The organism is Acinetobacter sp. YH12045 (assembly GCF_013419925.1).
Classification (GTDB): Bacteria; Pseudomonadota; Gammaproteobacteria; order Pseudomonadales; family Moraxellaceae; genus Acinetobacter; species Acinetobacter amyesii.
The window spans coordinates 20,129-36,669 of the sequence record NZ_VOZE01000002.1; the positions used below are offsets into that span (position 1 = coordinate 20,129).

The 16,541-nt window shown below is 41.5% G+C and carries 15 protein-coding genes; 13 read left to right on the forward strand and 2 right to left on the reverse strand.

The genetic code is table 11. The annotated features are described in order from the left end of the window. Positions 1 to 96: 96 nt before the first annotated feature. The 6 genes from FTU02_RS03775 (at position 97) to arsH (ending at position 5,840) form a co-directional block, all read left to right on the forward strand. On the forward strand, positions 97 to 798 hold the full coding sequence (locus tag FTU02_RS03775; RefSeq protein ID WP_078191855.1) for an SIMPL domain-containing protein: 702 nt from the start codon (positions 97 to 99) through the stop codon (positions 796 to 798). 187 nt (positions 799 to 985) lie between these two features. Further along, entirely contained in the window at positions 986 to 3,181 is a 2,196-nt protein-coding gene (locus tag FTU02_RS03780; protein ID WP_180155932.1) for a TonB-dependent siderophore receptor, read from the forward strand. 113 nt (positions 3,182 to 3,294) lie between these two features. Further along, a complete protein-coding gene (locus FTU02_RS03785; RefSeq protein WP_078191857.1) occupies positions 3,295 to 3,624 on the forward strand; it encodes a metalloregulator ArsR/SmtB family transcription factor in 330 nt (109 codons plus the stop codon). Further along, positions 3,621 to 4,094: an arsenate reductase ArsC gene (locus FTU02_RS03790; protein ID WP_078191858.1), complete on the forward strand. Its 474-nt coding sequence runs from the start codon at positions 3,621 to 3,623 to the stop codon at positions 4,092 to 4,094. The genes FTU02_RS03785 and FTU02_RS03790 overlap by 4 nt, the downstream gene beginning before the upstream one ends. Further along, entirely contained in the window at positions 4,094 to 5,134 is a 1,041-nt protein-coding gene (arsB, locus tag FTU02_RS03795; RefSeq protein ID WP_180055084.1) for an ACR3 family arsenite efflux transporter, read from the forward strand. The genes FTU02_RS03790 and arsB overlap by 1 nt, the downstream gene beginning before the upstream one ends. Position 5,135: 1 nt before the next feature. Next, positions 5,136 to 5,840: an arsenical resistance protein ArsH gene (arsH, locus tag FTU02_RS03800; RefSeq protein WP_180155934.1), complete on the forward strand. Its 705-nt coding sequence runs from the start codon at positions 5,136 to 5,138 to the stop codon at positions 5,838 to 5,840. 57 nt (positions 5,841 to 5,897) lie between these two features. Here the strand turns inward: arsH and FTU02_RS03805 are convergent, their stop codons facing one another. Together FTU02_RS03805 and FTU02_RS03810 are read right to left on the reverse strand one after the other, a co-directional pair. Next, positions 5,898 to 6,227, reverse strand: a complete 330-nt coding sequence (locus tag FTU02_RS03805) for a GNAT family N-acetyltransferase (protein WP_373684201.1) — start codon at positions 6,225 to 6,227, stop codon at positions 5,898 to 5,900. Next, positions 6,228 to 6,416: a hypothetical protein gene (locus FTU02_RS03810; RefSeq protein ID WP_180155938.1), complete on the reverse strand. Its 189-nt coding sequence runs from the start codon at positions 6,414 to 6,416 to the stop codon at positions 6,228 to 6,230. Positions 6,417 to 6,709: 293 nt separating this feature from the next. Between FTU02_RS03810 and FTU02_RS03815 the strand changes: the two genes are divergently transcribed. The 7 genes from FTU02_RS03815 to FTU02_RS03845 all read left to right on the forward strand — a co-directional run bounded on the left by FTU02_RS03815 (position 6,710) and on the right by FTU02_RS03845 (position 16,527). Continuing rightward, on the forward strand, positions 6,710 to 7,882 hold the full coding sequence (locus tag FTU02_RS03815) for a site-specific integrase (protein WP_180155940.1): 1,173 nt from the start codon (positions 6,710 to 6,712) through the stop codon (positions 7,880 to 7,882). 135 nt (positions 7,883 to 8,017) lie between these two features. Next, on the forward strand, positions 8,018 to 8,284 hold the full coding sequence (locus tag FTU02_RS03820; RefSeq protein ID WP_005406766.1) for an AlpA family transcriptional regulator: 267 nt from the start codon (positions 8,018 to 8,020) through the stop codon (positions 8,282 to 8,284). 135 nt (positions 8,285 to 8,419) lie between these two features. Beyond that, on the forward strand, positions 8,420 to 8,935 hold the full coding sequence (locus FTU02_RS03825) for a hypothetical protein (protein ID WP_180155942.1): 516 nt from the start codon (positions 8,420 to 8,422) through the stop codon (positions 8,933 to 8,935). Between the two features lie 91 nt (positions 8,936 to 9,026). Then, on the forward strand, positions 9,027 to 9,272 hold the full coding sequence (locus FTU02_RS03830) for a hypothetical protein (RefSeq protein WP_180155944.1): 246 nt from the start codon (positions 9,027 to 9,029) through the stop codon (positions 9,270 to 9,272). After that, positions 9,273 to 9,506, forward strand: a complete 234-nt coding sequence (locus tag FTU02_RS03835; protein WP_180155946.1) for a hypothetical protein — start codon at positions 9,273 to 9,275, stop codon at positions 9,504 to 9,506. 144 nt (positions 9,507 to 9,650) lie between these two features. Further along, positions 9,651 to 10,901 (forward strand): hypothetical protein, encoded by a 1,251-nt coding sequence (locus tag FTU02_RS03840; protein ID WP_180155948.1) that lies wholly within the window; start codon positions 9,651 to 9,653, stop codon positions 10,899 to 10,901. 685 nt (positions 10,902 to 11,586) lie between these two features. Beyond that, positions 11,587 to 16,527: a type ISP restriction/modification enzyme gene (locus FTU02_RS03845; protein WP_180155950.1), complete on the forward strand. Its 4,941-nt coding sequence runs from the start codon at positions 11,587 to 11,589 to the stop codon at positions 16,525 to 16,527. The last annotated feature ends 14 nt before the right edge of the window (positions 16,528 to 16,541 follow it).

Genomic DNA, 16,541 nt, shown 5'->3' on the forward strand with positions numbered 1-16,541 from the left:
TCCCACCACAGATTTTCCTTTAATCCATCACAATCCCCTTTTAAGATAACAGCATAAGCTAAATTAATCATTCTGAAAGAAGAATAGGTCATAACAATGCGTAAAATTATCTTATCCACTGTTTTATTAGCATCCGGTCTAGGTTTGGCAGCAGCAACTCAAGCAGCTGACCCACTCAATTACAACATCGTGAATATTCAGGCGGATGCTACTCGCCAAGTGTCGAACGACCAAATGTATGCCGTTTTATATATTGAAAAATCAAATAAACAGCCGGCTGAACTTGCTACCCAAATCAACCAATTGATGACCCAAGCGGTGAACACAGCCCGTAAATACCCTGCGGTAAAAATCGAAACGGGATCTCAAAGCACCTACCCGATTTATGACAATGACAGTCGTAAATTGAAAGAATGGCGTGGTCGTGCCGAAGTACGTTTAGAAAGTACAGACTTTAAAGCAGCTAGCCAATTGGTGAGCGAGTTACAACAAAATTTCCAAACTCAATCCATCAGCTTTAGTGTGTCAGATGCACAGCGTAAAAAAGTTGAAAATGAACTGATGGTTGAAGCATCCAAAAACTTTCAACAACGTGCCCAAGCGCTCGCTCAGGCATGGAATAAATCAGGCTACAACTTAGTTAATATTAATTTAAATACCAGCAATTATGGTGGTCAGCCAGTTCCGCGTATGGCGATGATGAAAGCTGCAAGTGCCGATGCTATTCCTGAACAAGAAATGGCAGGTGGTGAATCTAAAATCACGGTCAGTGCAAATGGCTCTATCCAGTTCAAATAATTAAATTCATTTTAAAAAACCGTGCTTTAGCGCGGTTTTTTTGACTATAAATTACACCTATTCTTTATTTAAATTAAAAAGTCTATTAGCTTAATCATATTCATAGTCTTAAATGATAATCATCCTTATTTAAATTTATCGCACGCAAGATTATGATACACGCTCTCTCTCCATTGCTCACACTTTTATGTATAGTTCAAGCAAAAAATCTCTAAAGCTTCAAAATTTCCCGTTATTACCGCTGAGTATTGCTGTAGGTATAAGCATGGTTGCTACTATGGCTTCTGCTGCTGAAAATACAGAGACCGCGCAAGCAGATGTTTTACCGACCATCACCATTGAAACTCAAGGGAACTGGCTGGAAAATGCCAATGAAAAAAAGGTGCAAAAACATGCCGGTGCGCGGACCATTATTGACCGTAAACGCTTAAATGAAAGCGCAGCAACATCTCTAAAAGATGCATTACGCCAAGTTCCCGGTGTTCAGGTTCAAGAAAATAATGGTACTGGCGGTAGCGATGTTTCATTAAATATTGGCGTTCGTGGCTTAACCTCTCGTCTTTCTCCACGTTCAACTGTGTTGATCGATGGCATACCGATGTCTTTTGCACCGTATGGTCAACCACAGCTTTCGATGGCGCCTGTCTCTTTAGGAAATATAGAATCTGTTGATGTAGTCCGTGGTGCAGGTTCTGTTCGTTTTGGGCCGCAAAATGTCGGCGGTATTATCAACTTTGCCACACGTAGTATTCCTGAAGACTTTAAAGGTACAGTGGCATTAAACTCTGAATATGCAACTGGTACAGATCAGGTAAAATTAAGTCCTAGTCTGTTTGTTGGTGGAACATTAGATAATGGTTTAGGTCTTGCCTTGCTTTATTCAGGCACTAAAGGCAACGGTTATCGTGAAGCGAACAATAAAAATGACATTGATGATGTCATGTTAAAAACCGCTTATGACATAACAGATCAGGATAAAATTGCATTAAATTTCCATCACTACGATGGTACAGGTGAAATGCCTGAAGGTTTAAGCACTGCTGAATTCGAAGCAAATCCATATCAAACGTCGCATTATCGTGATTTTTTCACTGGCCGTCGTTCAGATGTATCCTTACGTTATACACATAAAGATGACACGAACAACTTTGAACTTTTAAGTTATTACATCGATTCATTCCGTACCAGCAATCTTGAATCCACCTTAACCAATGGCAATCATCGCTTAGATACTTCACCGCGTGATTATAAAGTCTTTGCCATTGAGCCACGTTATTCTCGTAGCTATAGCTTAGGTAGCACGCTGAATGAAGTGACTGTAGGCTACCGTTATATGGATGAAGAAAGCACCGAGTTCGCAGGCCGTACTGAATACGCTGCAGATGCTGAACCCGGTCAGTTTATAGCACGTACCCGCAGTGCGGGTGGCACCAAAGCACACGCAGCTTATATCGATAACCGTATAGAATTGGGTAAATGGAATATTACACCCGGCGTTCGTTTTGAATCGATTGATACGCAAAACAGTTTTAGTGCCTATAAAAATGGCGTATTACAAAATACTGTTCATCCCTCGATCCAATCAGACGAATTTTTACCAAGTTTAGCTGTCCTATATAAAGCAACAGACCATTGGAATTTCTTTGCCAATGCCGGTGTATCTTTTGGTCCACAGCAATATAACCAATTAGCAACAACGCAAGGTACTACAGCAGTCACAACCCTAGATGGCTTACATCCTGAAAAGTCTAATAACTATGAAATTGGTACCAAATATTTAGGCAATGGTTTGAGTGCTGAATTGACTGCGTTTTATCTTGATTTTGACAAAGAACTGATTTTAGAACGTGATGCTGCAAACAATGGCATTTGGACTGACCTCGGTGCTACAAGTCATAAAGGGATTGAAACCGGTTTTAGTTATGACTTTGGACATTTAGCTGACACCCTCGAAGGCTTAAAAGCCTATGGTAATTACACCTATACCAAAGCAGTTGCTGAAGCAGGTAACTTTAAGGGTAAAGATTTGCCCTTCTATTCACAAAATGTCGCAAACTTTGGCTTAGGCTATAAATACGATGCTTGGTCAATCAATGCCGACATGTATGCTCAATCTAAACAACGTGCCCCAGGTAACCAAGATTCAGGGATCTACCAAACTGAAGAAACGGCAAATGGTAAACTGGGCGATATTCCAGGCTATTCAACTTTTGCTGTGCGTACCGGCTATGACTTTGGCGGTTCGCTGCAAGGGGTTAAAGTTGCCGCTGGCATCAAGAATGTATTTGATAAACAGTATTTCACCCGTTCATCAGATGCAACAGGTGGTAAATATATAGGGCAACCACGTACCTTCTTCTTACAAACTTCATTCGACTTTTAAACTGGTCTAAATATAAAGATCCCACCAAGTGTGGGATTTTTATTGAATAATATATATGGACATCCATATATTCATATGTAAAGATATATGAAAATCCATATATACAGATAAACATGGAACAGACTGAATTTTTCAAATTACTTGCAGATGAGACTCGTCTGAACATCATCATGCTGTTGGCTTGTAAAGGTGAACTCTGCGTCTGCGAACTCACTGAGTCCCTTGAATTGAGCCAACCTAAAATTTCGCGTCATTTGGCATTACTGCGTTCATCAGGTGTGCTGAGTGATCAACGTAAAGGTCAATGGGTCTATTACTCCATTCACCCTGCACTGCCTACTTGGTGTACACAAATACTCGATGTCATGCGTCACCAAGAACGATTTAAAGACCTCGATTTAAACTCCCCGAAAGGCACTACCACATTGTGTGAAACGCTATGAATTTTTTATTTCTATGTACTGGCAATAGCTGCCGCAGCATTTTATCCGAAGTACTTTTTAACCAGCGTGCCCCTGAAGGTTTCCGTGCTTATAGCGCAGGCAGTAAACCTTCAGGACAAGTCCACCCATTTACCTTAAAAACCCTACATAACCTCAATCTACCGACTGAGGGCTTGTCGAGTAAAACCATCACAGCATGTGAACAATACCAACCCGATGTGGTAATTACTGTCTGTGGTTCTGCAGCTCAAGAAGCTTGCCCAATTTACTTAGGCTCTGCCATCAAAGCACACTGGGGTTTAGAAGACCCTTCCCATTTAGAGCTTGCAGATGACGTAAAACTTGCAGCTTTTCTTGATACCGTGGCGCATATTAACCGCCGTTTAGATGCTTTATTTGCACTCGATTTTAAGCAATTAAGTCGTGAAGAGCTTAACAAAGAAATCCAAAAAATTTCAGAGATTCAATAATGGCTGCTGCAAAACTGTCATTTCTAGACCGCAATCTAACGCTATGGATTTTTATCGCAATGGGGCTAGGCATTGCGATTGGCGTGTATATTCCAAGTGCTTCAAGGGCTTTAAATCAACTCAATATCGGTGATGTCAATATTGCGATTGCCATTGGTTTAATCCTGATGATGTATCCGCCTTTGGCTAAAGTGGATTACAAAGCCCTGCCTGAAGTGTTTAAAGATAAACGTACCTTATACCTTTCACTACTTCAAAACTGGTTAATCGCACCTTGCCTGATGTTTATTTTGGCGATCGTTTTTTTACAACACTACCCTGAATACATGACCGGTTTGATTCTGATTGGTTTAGCACGTTGTATTGCAATGGTTCTGGTTTGGAATGATCTCGCTTGTGGGGACAACCAATACGTTACGGCTTTAGTGGCATTTAACAGTATTTTCCAAATTGCATTTTTTAGTACCTACGCATGGTTCTTTTTGAGTTTTTTACCGCCATATTTTGGTATCGAAGCACAAGTGATCCAAGTCAGCTTTTGGACCATCACACATGCAGTATTGGTGTATCTAGGTATTCCCTTCCTGCTCGGTTTCCTGACGCGTGCCATATTGGTAAAACAAAAAGGTCTGGATTGGTATAAAAATCAATTCATACCCAAAATCAGCCCCATCAGTTTAATCGCATTACTCTTTACCATTGTGGTGATGTTTAGCCTCAAAGGTGCAGATGTCGTGAGCCTTCCGATGGATGTACTGCGTATTGCCATTCCCCTCACAATCTACTTTGTGGTGATGTTTTTCATTAGCTTTTTGATGAGCAAATGGATGGGCAATAACTACGCCAAAACCACTGCGATATCCTTTACCGCAGCAGGTAATAATTTTGAACTTGCCCTCGCTGTTGCCATCGCCACCTTTGGCATTGCATCTCCGATTGCATTTACCACGATTATTGGCCCATTGGTTGAAGTCCCTGTGCTGATTGCATTAGTGAGTGTATCGCTATGGTTAAAACGCAAATGGTATAAAGAGAACTAAAATGAAGCTCCCCAATATTCAACTAGATTTACTTGAAACACCGAGTTTTGAACATGTTCAAGCAAAAGCACTTGAACATCCGCCACGCATTCTGCTGCTATATGGCTCTAACCGTGAACGCTCATTTAGCCGTTTAACGGTATTGGAGGCGGGTCGAATCCTTGAACATTTTGGTGCAGAAGTCAAAATCTTTCATCCTAAAGGTCTTCCTCTGCCTGAAGATGCTGAAACATCCCATCCTAAAGTTCAGGAATTACATGAATTACTTGCATGGTCTGAAGGCATGGTTTGGTGTTCGCCAGAACGACATGGTGCGATGAGCTCTATATTGAAAGCACAAATTGATTGGATTCCTTTAGCTGCAGGTGCCATTCGTGCTACTCAAGGTAAAACGCTGGCGTTAATGCAAGTCAGTGGTGGTTCGCAATCTTTTAATGCTGTTAACCAAATGCGCATCCTTGGGCGTTGGATGCGGATGATCACGATTCCAAATCAATCTTCCGTTGCAAAAGCATTTTTAGAGTTTGATGAAAATGATCGCATGAAACCTTCCTCCTATTACACTCGCATTGTCGATGTGATGGAGGAATTATATAAATTTACCCTACTCACACGTGGTCAATCTGCCTACCTCACAGATCGCTATTCTGAACGAGTTGAAAGTGCGGAAGAACTCTCTAAACGAGTTAATCAAAAGAACCTTTAATGAAAAACTCCTGCATCTGTGCAGGAGTTTTGGTCTAAAATATCCATCCGTTTCCACTTAAACTAATAATTTATAAAATAATGTCGTTGAATCTATTGTACCTGTATGGCTCAATGCAAATTGCGGGATGATCCCAGCTTTTATAAAGTTAAATTTTTCATATAGCTTTTCAGAGACATCGCCTGTACGCGTATCAAGTACAAGTAATTTCAAGTTCAAGTGTTTTGCTTGATCTTCTGCAAGTGTGAATAGTTGACGAGCAATGCCTTGCTGACGTGCCTTTGGATGCACCATAAGTTTTTCAATCTCAGTACGATGCAGCGCATTGGCTTTGGTGGCACGAACCAATTGTACTGTGCCCACAACTTCACCGCTTTGCAGCGCCACCTACAAAAAGGTTTTATGCTTTTGAATATCCTTTGCCACAGCAGACCAATATTCATCATAGGGCAACTTAGATTCTTTAGTTAAAAAACCCAGTGATGCACCATCTTGCACACATTGGGCCAATAATTCACACAGTTGAGCCTGCTCATCTTTTAGATCTTGAAGGTTTAAATATTGAATTTCGCTCATCTTCTTTTCCTCTTATTTCTATTTTTATCGTTATATTCAAATGGCATGCCATAAAAAATCCCGCTCGGAAGCAGGATTTTGATTTTCAATTTAGTAAATCGCCATATGATTGCGATTAACTTGGAAAAACAAAGAATATAATTAACCAACATAAACCAATTAATCAATATAAAAATTAATAACTTATATCAAACAAAACTCGATTACACTATAATACACTAACCAAGTAAAACCCATTATCAAGTAGTTAAATAGGTAGTTAGATACTTAACTACCAATTATTAGGTGACGCTATGTCAAAAGAACTTACAGTCAAACAAATTAACTGCATCGAGCCAGTACCCAACAAAATCATTAAAACCTTTGATAGTGAGTTGCTCTATATTTTCACATCCCATACAGGTAGAAAAACTTGGAAAGTGATCTACACATTCAACGGCAACAAAAACACCACCACGCTAGGCGAATATCCAATTCTTCGCCCCAAAGAAGCTCGAACTAAACGTGATGAAATTAAACGCATGTTGATTGATGGTATTGACCCCAATAAAAAGAAGAAGAAAGACCAACTAGATAAAATGGCAACTATGTCATTCAGTGAGTTGCTAAAAAAATATATTGCGGAAGTAATTCCCACTCACAAAGGAGGTGTAAAAGAACAATCTAGGCTCGATAAACTTATCCGCGACTATCCTAAATTGATGCAAAAACCTGTTGATAAAATTGATCAATTAGACATGATTGAACTGCGTAATGATCGGCTAAAGTATGTTTCACCTTCCACAGTAGGACGTGATTTAGGTGTACTCGGTGGTGTATTTAAGTACGCTCGCCAAGAGTTGCGAATTATTGAAAATAGTCCCCTTTCCGACATTTCAAAACCACCTCAAGCTCCACATCGTGAGCGAAGAATCAGTGATGATGAAATTAAATTGATCATGAACGGCTTTAAATATGATGGAACATTTCAACCGATCAACAAGAAGCAACAAGTTGCTTGGGCATTTTTATTTGCCATAGAAACAGCGATGAGAGCGAGTGAAATCAACGGTATGTTATGGAGCAACGTATACGATAATTTTGTACTCCTGCCTGATACCAAAAATGGCACATCAAGAAAAGTTCCTCTTTCAAAACGCGCCACTGAATTACTCACACTAATGAAAGGACTTGATGCTGAACGTGTAATGACAACCTCGCAAATTTCAAACGTTATTGCTAGTGATTTTTGGAAGGTAGTTAGCAATAAATTAAATCTTGACGACTTAAACTTTCATGACACTCGCCATGAAGCAACGACTCGCCTCGCACAAAAACTTCCAATCCAAGACCTCGCCAAAGTTACGGGACATAAAGATTTAAAAATGCTCATGAGGTACTACAACCCGACAATAGATGAGCTTGCAAACAAAATTAACGCGCAAGATGAACCCAATGTCATTCCATTCAAAAAAGTAGCTGTGTAATTACACAGTTTACAGTGCCAAATAATGAATGGCTGTAATTTAGCCATTCATTACCTAAGTAATCCAAGAAACTACAACGCGGTCACTATACTAATGGCAAGTTTAATTCATTCTTGCAATTACCGAAGGTATAAGATGAACCTCCCCTTTTTTATACGCGCCAAAACGATTACTTCCGCACCTGCCACTCCTGAAAAAATTCATGTCTACAAGACTGGAAAAATGGCAGGTCAAATTCGAAGAACAAAAGAAAGACCTGCTCGAAGTGGCTTGTTACCAATCACAGAAAAGACACTGTGGTCTTGGGTTAAGCAAGGAAAATTCCCAACACCATACCGACTAAATGGTGCGACAGTTTGGAAAACTACTGAGGTTTTTGAGTGGCTTGAATCAAAACAATGATAAAACCATTCAAAAGTAGAAAGCCTGTAATTTAGCGGGCTTTGTTCTTTTTTAAAAATCCCAAAAGTGGTTTTTATTTCCTACTCACTACTATATAATAGCAAGCTGAAAGTAAAGCCACATCAAGGATTGAAAATGGCAAGACCAAAATTAATGACTCGTTCACAGGCGGCACAGCGTCTACATGAATTGGACGATTCAAAATCACCGATTCAATGGCGCACGTTCTTGAATGATAATGCCAAGCCGAACGTTAAACCTGAACGAAAAATTCCTTATGAGCTGACTTTGCACAACATTGCAATGTACAAATCTACCGATCTTGAGGCATTCATTGCTAAACGGGAAGCTAAGGCTCAAGAAAAGGCAGCTCAAGCCCAACAGTCACGGGCCGCAGAAATTACGGCGCATTTCGGCTTGGATAATCAGCAAAATCAGAATTCGTTTGGGCAAAACTTTGGTTACGTTTGGAAAGGCGCATCCGTGAACCTGATAGCCGACAATGCTGAACGCGGAAAGAAGAGCGCCGTTTCAATTCAATTGCAAATCAATCACCCATTGCGGGTATCGGCACTTACCACAGCAGACGCAGAAGCCTTTGCAAACGAGATACTCGAAGCTGTCTCGCATGCTAAACGCTTAGGGCTTTAAGGTAAATTACACATTGTTAAGAGGCTCAGTCGCCTCTTCACTCAATAATAGCAGACCGCCTCAATAGCGGTTATAGCAAGGATGCAACACAATGCAAATGTTCACGATGAACGAAGCAGCACAATTTTTGGCAAAGGAATTGCCAAATAAAACAAAACAGCAATGGTGGGGATACCTACATTGGAATCCGAAAAAATGGCGACAACAAGATGGTGTACGTGTTCATAGTCACCTAATTGACGGTGAATTAATGTATACCATTGGCGGATTGAAGGCATTTGCAAGCCTATTCAAACAACAAGGTTACTACCAAAACAAAGCTAAGGCGGTGGCATAAATGACTGAAGTGATAATGAAAGACGGCACTACGGTCAACGCCGTAGACGTGATGTCAGAGCTAATCAAATCAGCGGTACAGAACGCCATTGAAAACCCCGAAGATTTAGACCTGAACAGTAGCGACGGCATTGAGGATGTGGGGTGGAAGATCGTCGACTATCTTGAAGTTGTCACGAAGGAAAAAGTTGATGCACAGGCGGTCATAACTGAGTTGAAACAGCAACTGATCTAGGGCTTTTAGTAAGCCACAGACGCAAAAAGGGAGATGTTCAAGCATCTCCCTTTCCACATTACACAGTCGGCAAAACTGAGCAAGTGACCAACGAACTGACGGTTATTGTAGCAGTTTTTGCCAGCTAAAGCTGATAGATAAGAAATGGAAATTACACAATATTTAAGCCCACGCGAGCAACGTGAGACCGATGAGGCTACAGCGGATTTAGACAGCTTTGTTCTCGATTTTTTCAACGATGAATCCGAGTTTATGCCCTCAGTCACTTGGAGCGATATTGAACTTAAAGGCGAGAATGACAATAGCCAACCGAATAAGCTAAAGGTAACGCGAGTCAAAAAGCCAAAGGCTTTACCTCCAAAGCCAGTTAGGCCGACAACGGTCATGCTAAAAACACCCACGGCGGAAGTTCATGCGCTGTTAGACGCATTGCAAGCGCGTGTTGCTGACAACGTGAAAGATGCCGAACTTTATCGCCCGATCAATGTAGAGCCGTTTGCATCAGTGCAAAAGATCAAAGCCGTGATTGATTGGCTAGACTTGCGATTTACGGTAGACCCTATCGTATGTCAGTTCTACAAAGCACCTGATGCATGTAGCCGCATTAAAGAGTTCATCACTAAGCGCACAGGCACACGCCACTACATTGCGTCCGATGATAGTCACATCACCCAAGATGACGCGTCATTTACAATTCGATTGCATGACGTTGGAAACAAGAAAGACTTGAAGGTGATCACCGATTTACTATTCAAACAGTACGGCGCACAACGCGAAGAAATGACGATTGAAGCCATTGAACTTTCTCTCGACTTTTACGGTTGCAATGACGGTGCAGCAATGGTTATCAAGCTGCATAAAGCTATGCGATACCCCGCAGATGCGAGGCTGCTACGCATCTACAAAACAAAAGGAACGCGACAGGATATACCGACCTCACCACATGCTCTATATGAGCTTATTGAGGATGGGTATAACATCGGCATGGGCGATCATCGGAGTGATGCATTCTGTGTGAGGGTGTACTTCAAACGAACCGACAAGGGTGGTCAAGCTTTACCGAAAGACCAACACAGAGCGCGGATTGAAGTGACTTTGAGAAAGTCGGCTTTCAAGGATGAGGAGATCAGTCTTCAGCTAGACAACTTACCTAAGATCATCGCTTGTGGATTCAAGAAAATGCCGTTTACTCACTTGAGCAAACGAGCAACGCCTACCGAGAAAGACGAGTATTTTACCCAAGTAAAACCGTTTGGAAAAGAACAAGCAGCCACGCTGAGTATTAGTCGACACAAGAGAAGTTCGTCTGATGCAATCGAAACATTCGCTTGGCTGAATACAGTGAAACGGGATGCTGTAAAGACTTTGCGAAAAAGCTTTAATTCGCAAATTTAGGGGCAATTTTTTTTAGTCTCATTCCGCCCTAAACCATACAACAAGTGGCTTAGAGCGGTTTTTGGTACACAAGTCGGCCTAATAACAGTAATAACACATATACCTATTAATACATTGAGTAACGATTAATGAACGAGAGGAAGGAGCAAAGCGACTGACGAACGTAAAAGAAGAATTACAACAACAATAGACCTCCCACCGCTCAAATTGCCTCCGCTACCGCTCCGCCAATTTTCGTCCAAGTCCACATGCTCACAATCAAGATCGCACAGTATCTTTCGGTTTTGCAACGCTACCGCTATGCAAAACCTCAGCCATGCAGACAATCAGTAGATGAGTGAAGTCTTAGAAAATAAGCGAAATGCGGTATGCCTACTATTCATCAATCGGTAAACTTTTTGAAAAGTTCTTATATTTCATTCAAGTGAAAACTTAATATTTACTTCAACTTAACTTAACCTGATTTTGCACAATAAGCCTAACTACTTAAAATTATATGCCCTGTAACACGCTGAGAGCTGTTGTAAGCCCGATTATGTTTCAAGGTGGTACTTTTACTATCAGTAAATAAAACCAATTGAAAACGCGTATTCAAGCCCATCGGTGATGCCTGAATTAAAGTTTGGGGTTTATAGTTTTTTTGCCTAATATAGCGGGTAAATATCGGGGCAGTTTGGGCTTTGCAATGTCATCTTTTTTTGACCTAATAGACACATATAGAACAACAGCGAAAACGGAACGCGAAAAAGGCACTTATTTTGAGCTGCTATGTATTAAGTATTTTAAGAATGAGCCGTTTTATGCGGATTTATTTACGGAAGTTCAAACCTATACTGAGTGGGCTAAAGCTCAAGGATTATCGGGTAAGGACACAGGGATTGACCTTGTAGCGACCACCAAAGACGGTGAATTCCAGGCCATTCAATGCAAACTGTACGATGCAGACCGTAAGGTCACTAAAGCCGAAATTGACAGTTTCCTGTCAGCGGCATCAAAGACTTACTTTAAGCGCCGTATCATCGTCAGCACTACACACGAATGGTCGGACAATGCACTGGCAACGCTTGAAAACCAAGACCCGCCCGTTACTAAGATAGACCTTGATACTTTAGAACAAAGTGCAATTGATTGGTCACTGTTTGCGGAAAAGAAAGAAGTCATTTTTAAGAAGAAGAAAGAACTACGCGAGCACCAGCGTAATGCGCTTACCCAAGTTAAGATTGGCTTATACGAGCAAAAGCTTGAACGCGGTAAGCTCATCATGGCTTGCGGTACAGGCAAGACCTTTACAAGCCTTAAAATTGCAGAAGAATGCGCGGGTAAAGGCAAGCGTGTATTGTTCCTTGTTCCGAGCTTGTCATTGTTATCTCAAACGCTCACTGAGTGGACTCAAGAATCAACCACGCCTTTGCATAGCTATGCGGTATGTTCAGACAATGAGGTCGGCAAGAAGAAAAATGCCGCCGTGATTGATGCGGTAACTACCCTTGAACATGAACTGCAATATCCTGCGACGACAGATGCGAAAAAGTTAGCTGAAAACGTAGAAAAACACCACGACAAAGATCACATGACAGTCGTATTCTCGACTTACCATTCGATCAATACAGTCAGTGACGCTCAAAACGATCACCAAATGGCTGAGTTTGATTTGATCATCTGTGATGAAGCGCACCGTACAACTGGTTCAACACATGACAGTGAAGATGATTCAAACTTCGTCAAGATTCATGATGCTGGTTTTATTCTCGGTAAAAAACGCCTTTACATGACGGCGACTCCGCGTATTTTTTCGGATGATGTTAAGGATAAGGCGACAGACTTTACATTGTATTCAATGGACAATGTAAAGTTGTTCGGAGAAACGCTTTATACCATTAACTTTTCCGAAGCGGTGAAGCGCGGTTTATTGGTCGATTATAAGGTCATTGTACTTACTGTTGATTCCGATACGATCATTAACAAGATCGGCAGCACCATTACCGAGAACAGTGAAATCGTCGTCGACGATGCGGCGCGTATTGTCGGATGTTGGAAAGCGTTGTCTAAACAAGGCATTCATGCGGATGTCGAAGAAGACACCAACCCAATGCAACGTGCCTTAGCATTCTGTCAGGTGATTGATCAGTCCGAGAAGGCGCGTAAACACCAAGTCAGTTCGACGCGTATTGCGAATATTTTTCAAACGGTCGTAGAAGCCTATCAAGAAGCTGAAGCTAAAGAAGGCAATGAAATCTCACATCGCTTAATTTGCGAAGCACAGCATGTTGACGGCGGTATGGGCGCTGATAAAAAAGAACAAAAGCTAAATTGGTTAAAAGCTACGCCTGAACCGCAACAAGATGAAGGTGGTACAGAACGTCCGATTTGTCGTGTCTTGAGCAATGTACGCTGTTTATCGGAAGGTGTAGATGTGCCTGCGCTTGATGCGGTTTTATTCCTGACACCTCGTAATTCACAAGTAGACGTTGTGCAATCGGTTGGTCGCGTGATGCGTCTTGCTGAAGGTAAAAAGCGAGGCTATGTCATTTTACCTGTCGTGATTCCGCCTAACGTAGACGCGAACAAAGCCCTTGATGACAACATGACCTATAAAGTGGTCTGGCAAGTGCTGAATGCGCTACGTTCTCACGATGACCGCTTTGATGCCATGATCAACAAGATGGACTTAACAGGCATTGACCGTTCCAAGATGGAAGTTATCGCGATCACGGACAAAGTGGCGGCGAAAGCGAAAAAGAAAGCTGCAGGCAAAGGCGGTACAACCATCGGTACACCGACCAAGAAGAAAAAAGATGAAGCTGAAGATGTTCAACAGTCCTTCAGTTTTGAATCGGGTGAGATTGAGCGTGCGATTGTTGCTAAGGTGGTGCAGAAGGTCGGAAACCGCCACCATTGGGAAGATTGGGCAAATGACATTGCCAAGATTGCACAGACCCACATAAAGCTCATTACAGACATTCTTGCACGTCCTGAATGCGAAAAAGAGCGTGCGGTCTTTGAAGAGTTTGCACACGAGATTCGTGACGACTTAAATAATGCGGTATCGGATGCTGAAATCATTGAGATGTTGGCGCAGCATTTGATTACTAAGCCTGTCTTTGATGCCTTGTTTGATGAGTATAGCTTTGCCGCTAAAAACCCAATGGCTCAAGCCATGCAGAAGGTTTTAGATGTACTTAACCAACATCACCTAGACAGCGAAACCGAAGCCCTACAACGCTTCTATGACAGCGTGAAGCTACGTGCATCGGGTATTGATAGTGCGGAAGGTAAACAAAAGATCATTGTTGAGTTATACGACAAATTCTTCCGTAATGCTTTCCCTCGTATGACTGAACGCCTTGGTATTGTCTATACGCCTGTTGAGGTGGTGGACTTCATCTTGCACAGTGTGAATGATGTACTCAAGCAAGAGTTCGGGAAGAGCTTTGCGGATGAAGGTGTGCATGTGCTTGACCCATTTACGGGTACAGGGACGTTCATTTCTCGCCTATTACAAAGTGGTCTAATTCCATCGGACAAGTTGGTCTATAAGTACAAAAACGAGATTCATGCCAATGAGCTTGTATTACTCGCTTACTACATTGCAGCCATCAATATTGAAGCGGTTTACCATAGCCAAATCATTGATGAATACACGCCATTTGAAGGGATTTGTTTAACCGATACTTTCCAAATGTACGAGAAAGAGGACTTGGTAGATCAAGTTCTTGTAGATAATAGCGCACGCCGTAAACGTCAGAAGTCACTTGATATTCAAGTCATCATTGGTAACCCACCGTATTCGGTCGGACAGAATTCAGCAAATGATAATAATGGTAATGTCAGCTATCCTCTATTAGATCAACGCATTACGCAAACTTATGCGGCTTTATCGAAAGCTGTATTATCAAAAGGGCTTTACGATTCTTATATCCGTGCTATTCGATGGGCAAGCGATCGCATTTCCAAACAAGGCGTTATTGGTTTCGTTACAAATGCTGGGTTCATTGATACAAATACTGCTGATGGTTTGCGTAAAAGTTTAGTGAAAGAATTTAGTAATCTTTATATTTTCCACTTACGTGGTAATCAAAGAACCTCTGGTGAAAGATCACGCCAAGAAGGCGGGAAAATCTTTGGAAGTGGTAGTCGAGCGCCAATTGCAATTTCAATCTTAGTGAAGAATCCTAATGCCGAGCAACAGGGGCAAATCTATTTCCATGATATTGGCGATTACTTAAGTCGTGAAGCAAAGCTAGCAAAGATTGCCAACTTTAAAAGCTTGCAAGGTATCAGTGATACTAATGGTTGGTCAGTGATTACCCCTGATGAACATGGGGATTGGTTAAGACAGCGAGATAACAGTTTTAACGAATTTATAGCTTTAGGTGATAAGAAAAAAACCGATGAAAGTAAATTATTTAATAATTTCTCACTAGGGGTCGCTACAAATCGGGATGCGTGGGCTTACAACTCGAGTAAATCAAAATTAAGTAACAATATGAATGAGATGATAAGTTTCTATAACTCTGAATTAGATCGCTTCAACAAAGCCTATCCAACGCTTGATTCAAAATCTCGTCAAGAATTTGTTAATAATTTTGTTGATAATAATCCAAAGCATATAAGTTGGACTGTCAATTTAAAAAAAGAGCTTGCTAGAGAAAAATACCATCACTTCGATCTAAAAAGTTTAACTACAAGTCTATACAGACCATTCACTAAGCAGTGGTTGTACTTTAATCGTGTTTTTAATGAGCGTGTCTTGCAGATGCCTCGTATCTTTCCAAATATGGAAGAAGAGAATTTAGCAATCATGATTAAGCAAAGACCAGCGGATAATAGTCAGTTAGCTTTAATGATAAATTGCCTACCAGAATTACAGACAGATGGTGGTGCTCAAAGTTTCCCACTCTACCTCTACGAGGAAGTCACTCAAGAGAAAAATGTCGGCTCAGGTGACCTATTTGATGAATCACTTGATTTAACCGTGACGGAAACCAAGTACGAACGCAAAGATGGCATCAGTGACGAAGGCTTACAGCACTTCCAAACAGCGTATCCTAACGAGCAGATCACCAAGGAAGACATCTTCTACTATACCTACGGTTTGCTCCATAGCGAAGAATATCGTACACGCTATGCGGACAATCTCACCAAAGAATTACCACGTATTCCATGCGTAAAGAAAGCTGAAGACTTTTGGGCATTCTCTAAAGCGGGTCGTGATTTAGCACATTGGCATTTGAATTACGAAACCATTGAGCCGTACAAGGCAACATTGGACACAGGTAGCACGCCGTATAGCCAATTAACTGCTGAAGACTTCTATGTTGAAAAAATGAAGTTTGCAAAGAAAGGGGAAAAAGGCACGGTCATTTACAACAAGCGCCTTACGATCAAGGATATCCCCGTAGAGGCGTATGAATACGTGGTAAATGGTAAGCCTGCCCTTGAGTGGGTTATGGAGCGCCAAGGTGTTTCTACGCACAAGGACAGCGGTATCGTGAATGATGCAAACGATTGGGCAATTGAAACAATGAACAACCCAGCTTACCCGCTTGAATTGTTCTTGCGTGTTATTACGGTTAGCCTTGAAACGATGAAGATTGTGAAGGCTTTGCCGAAGTTGGATATTTAACTTTTACGAGTACA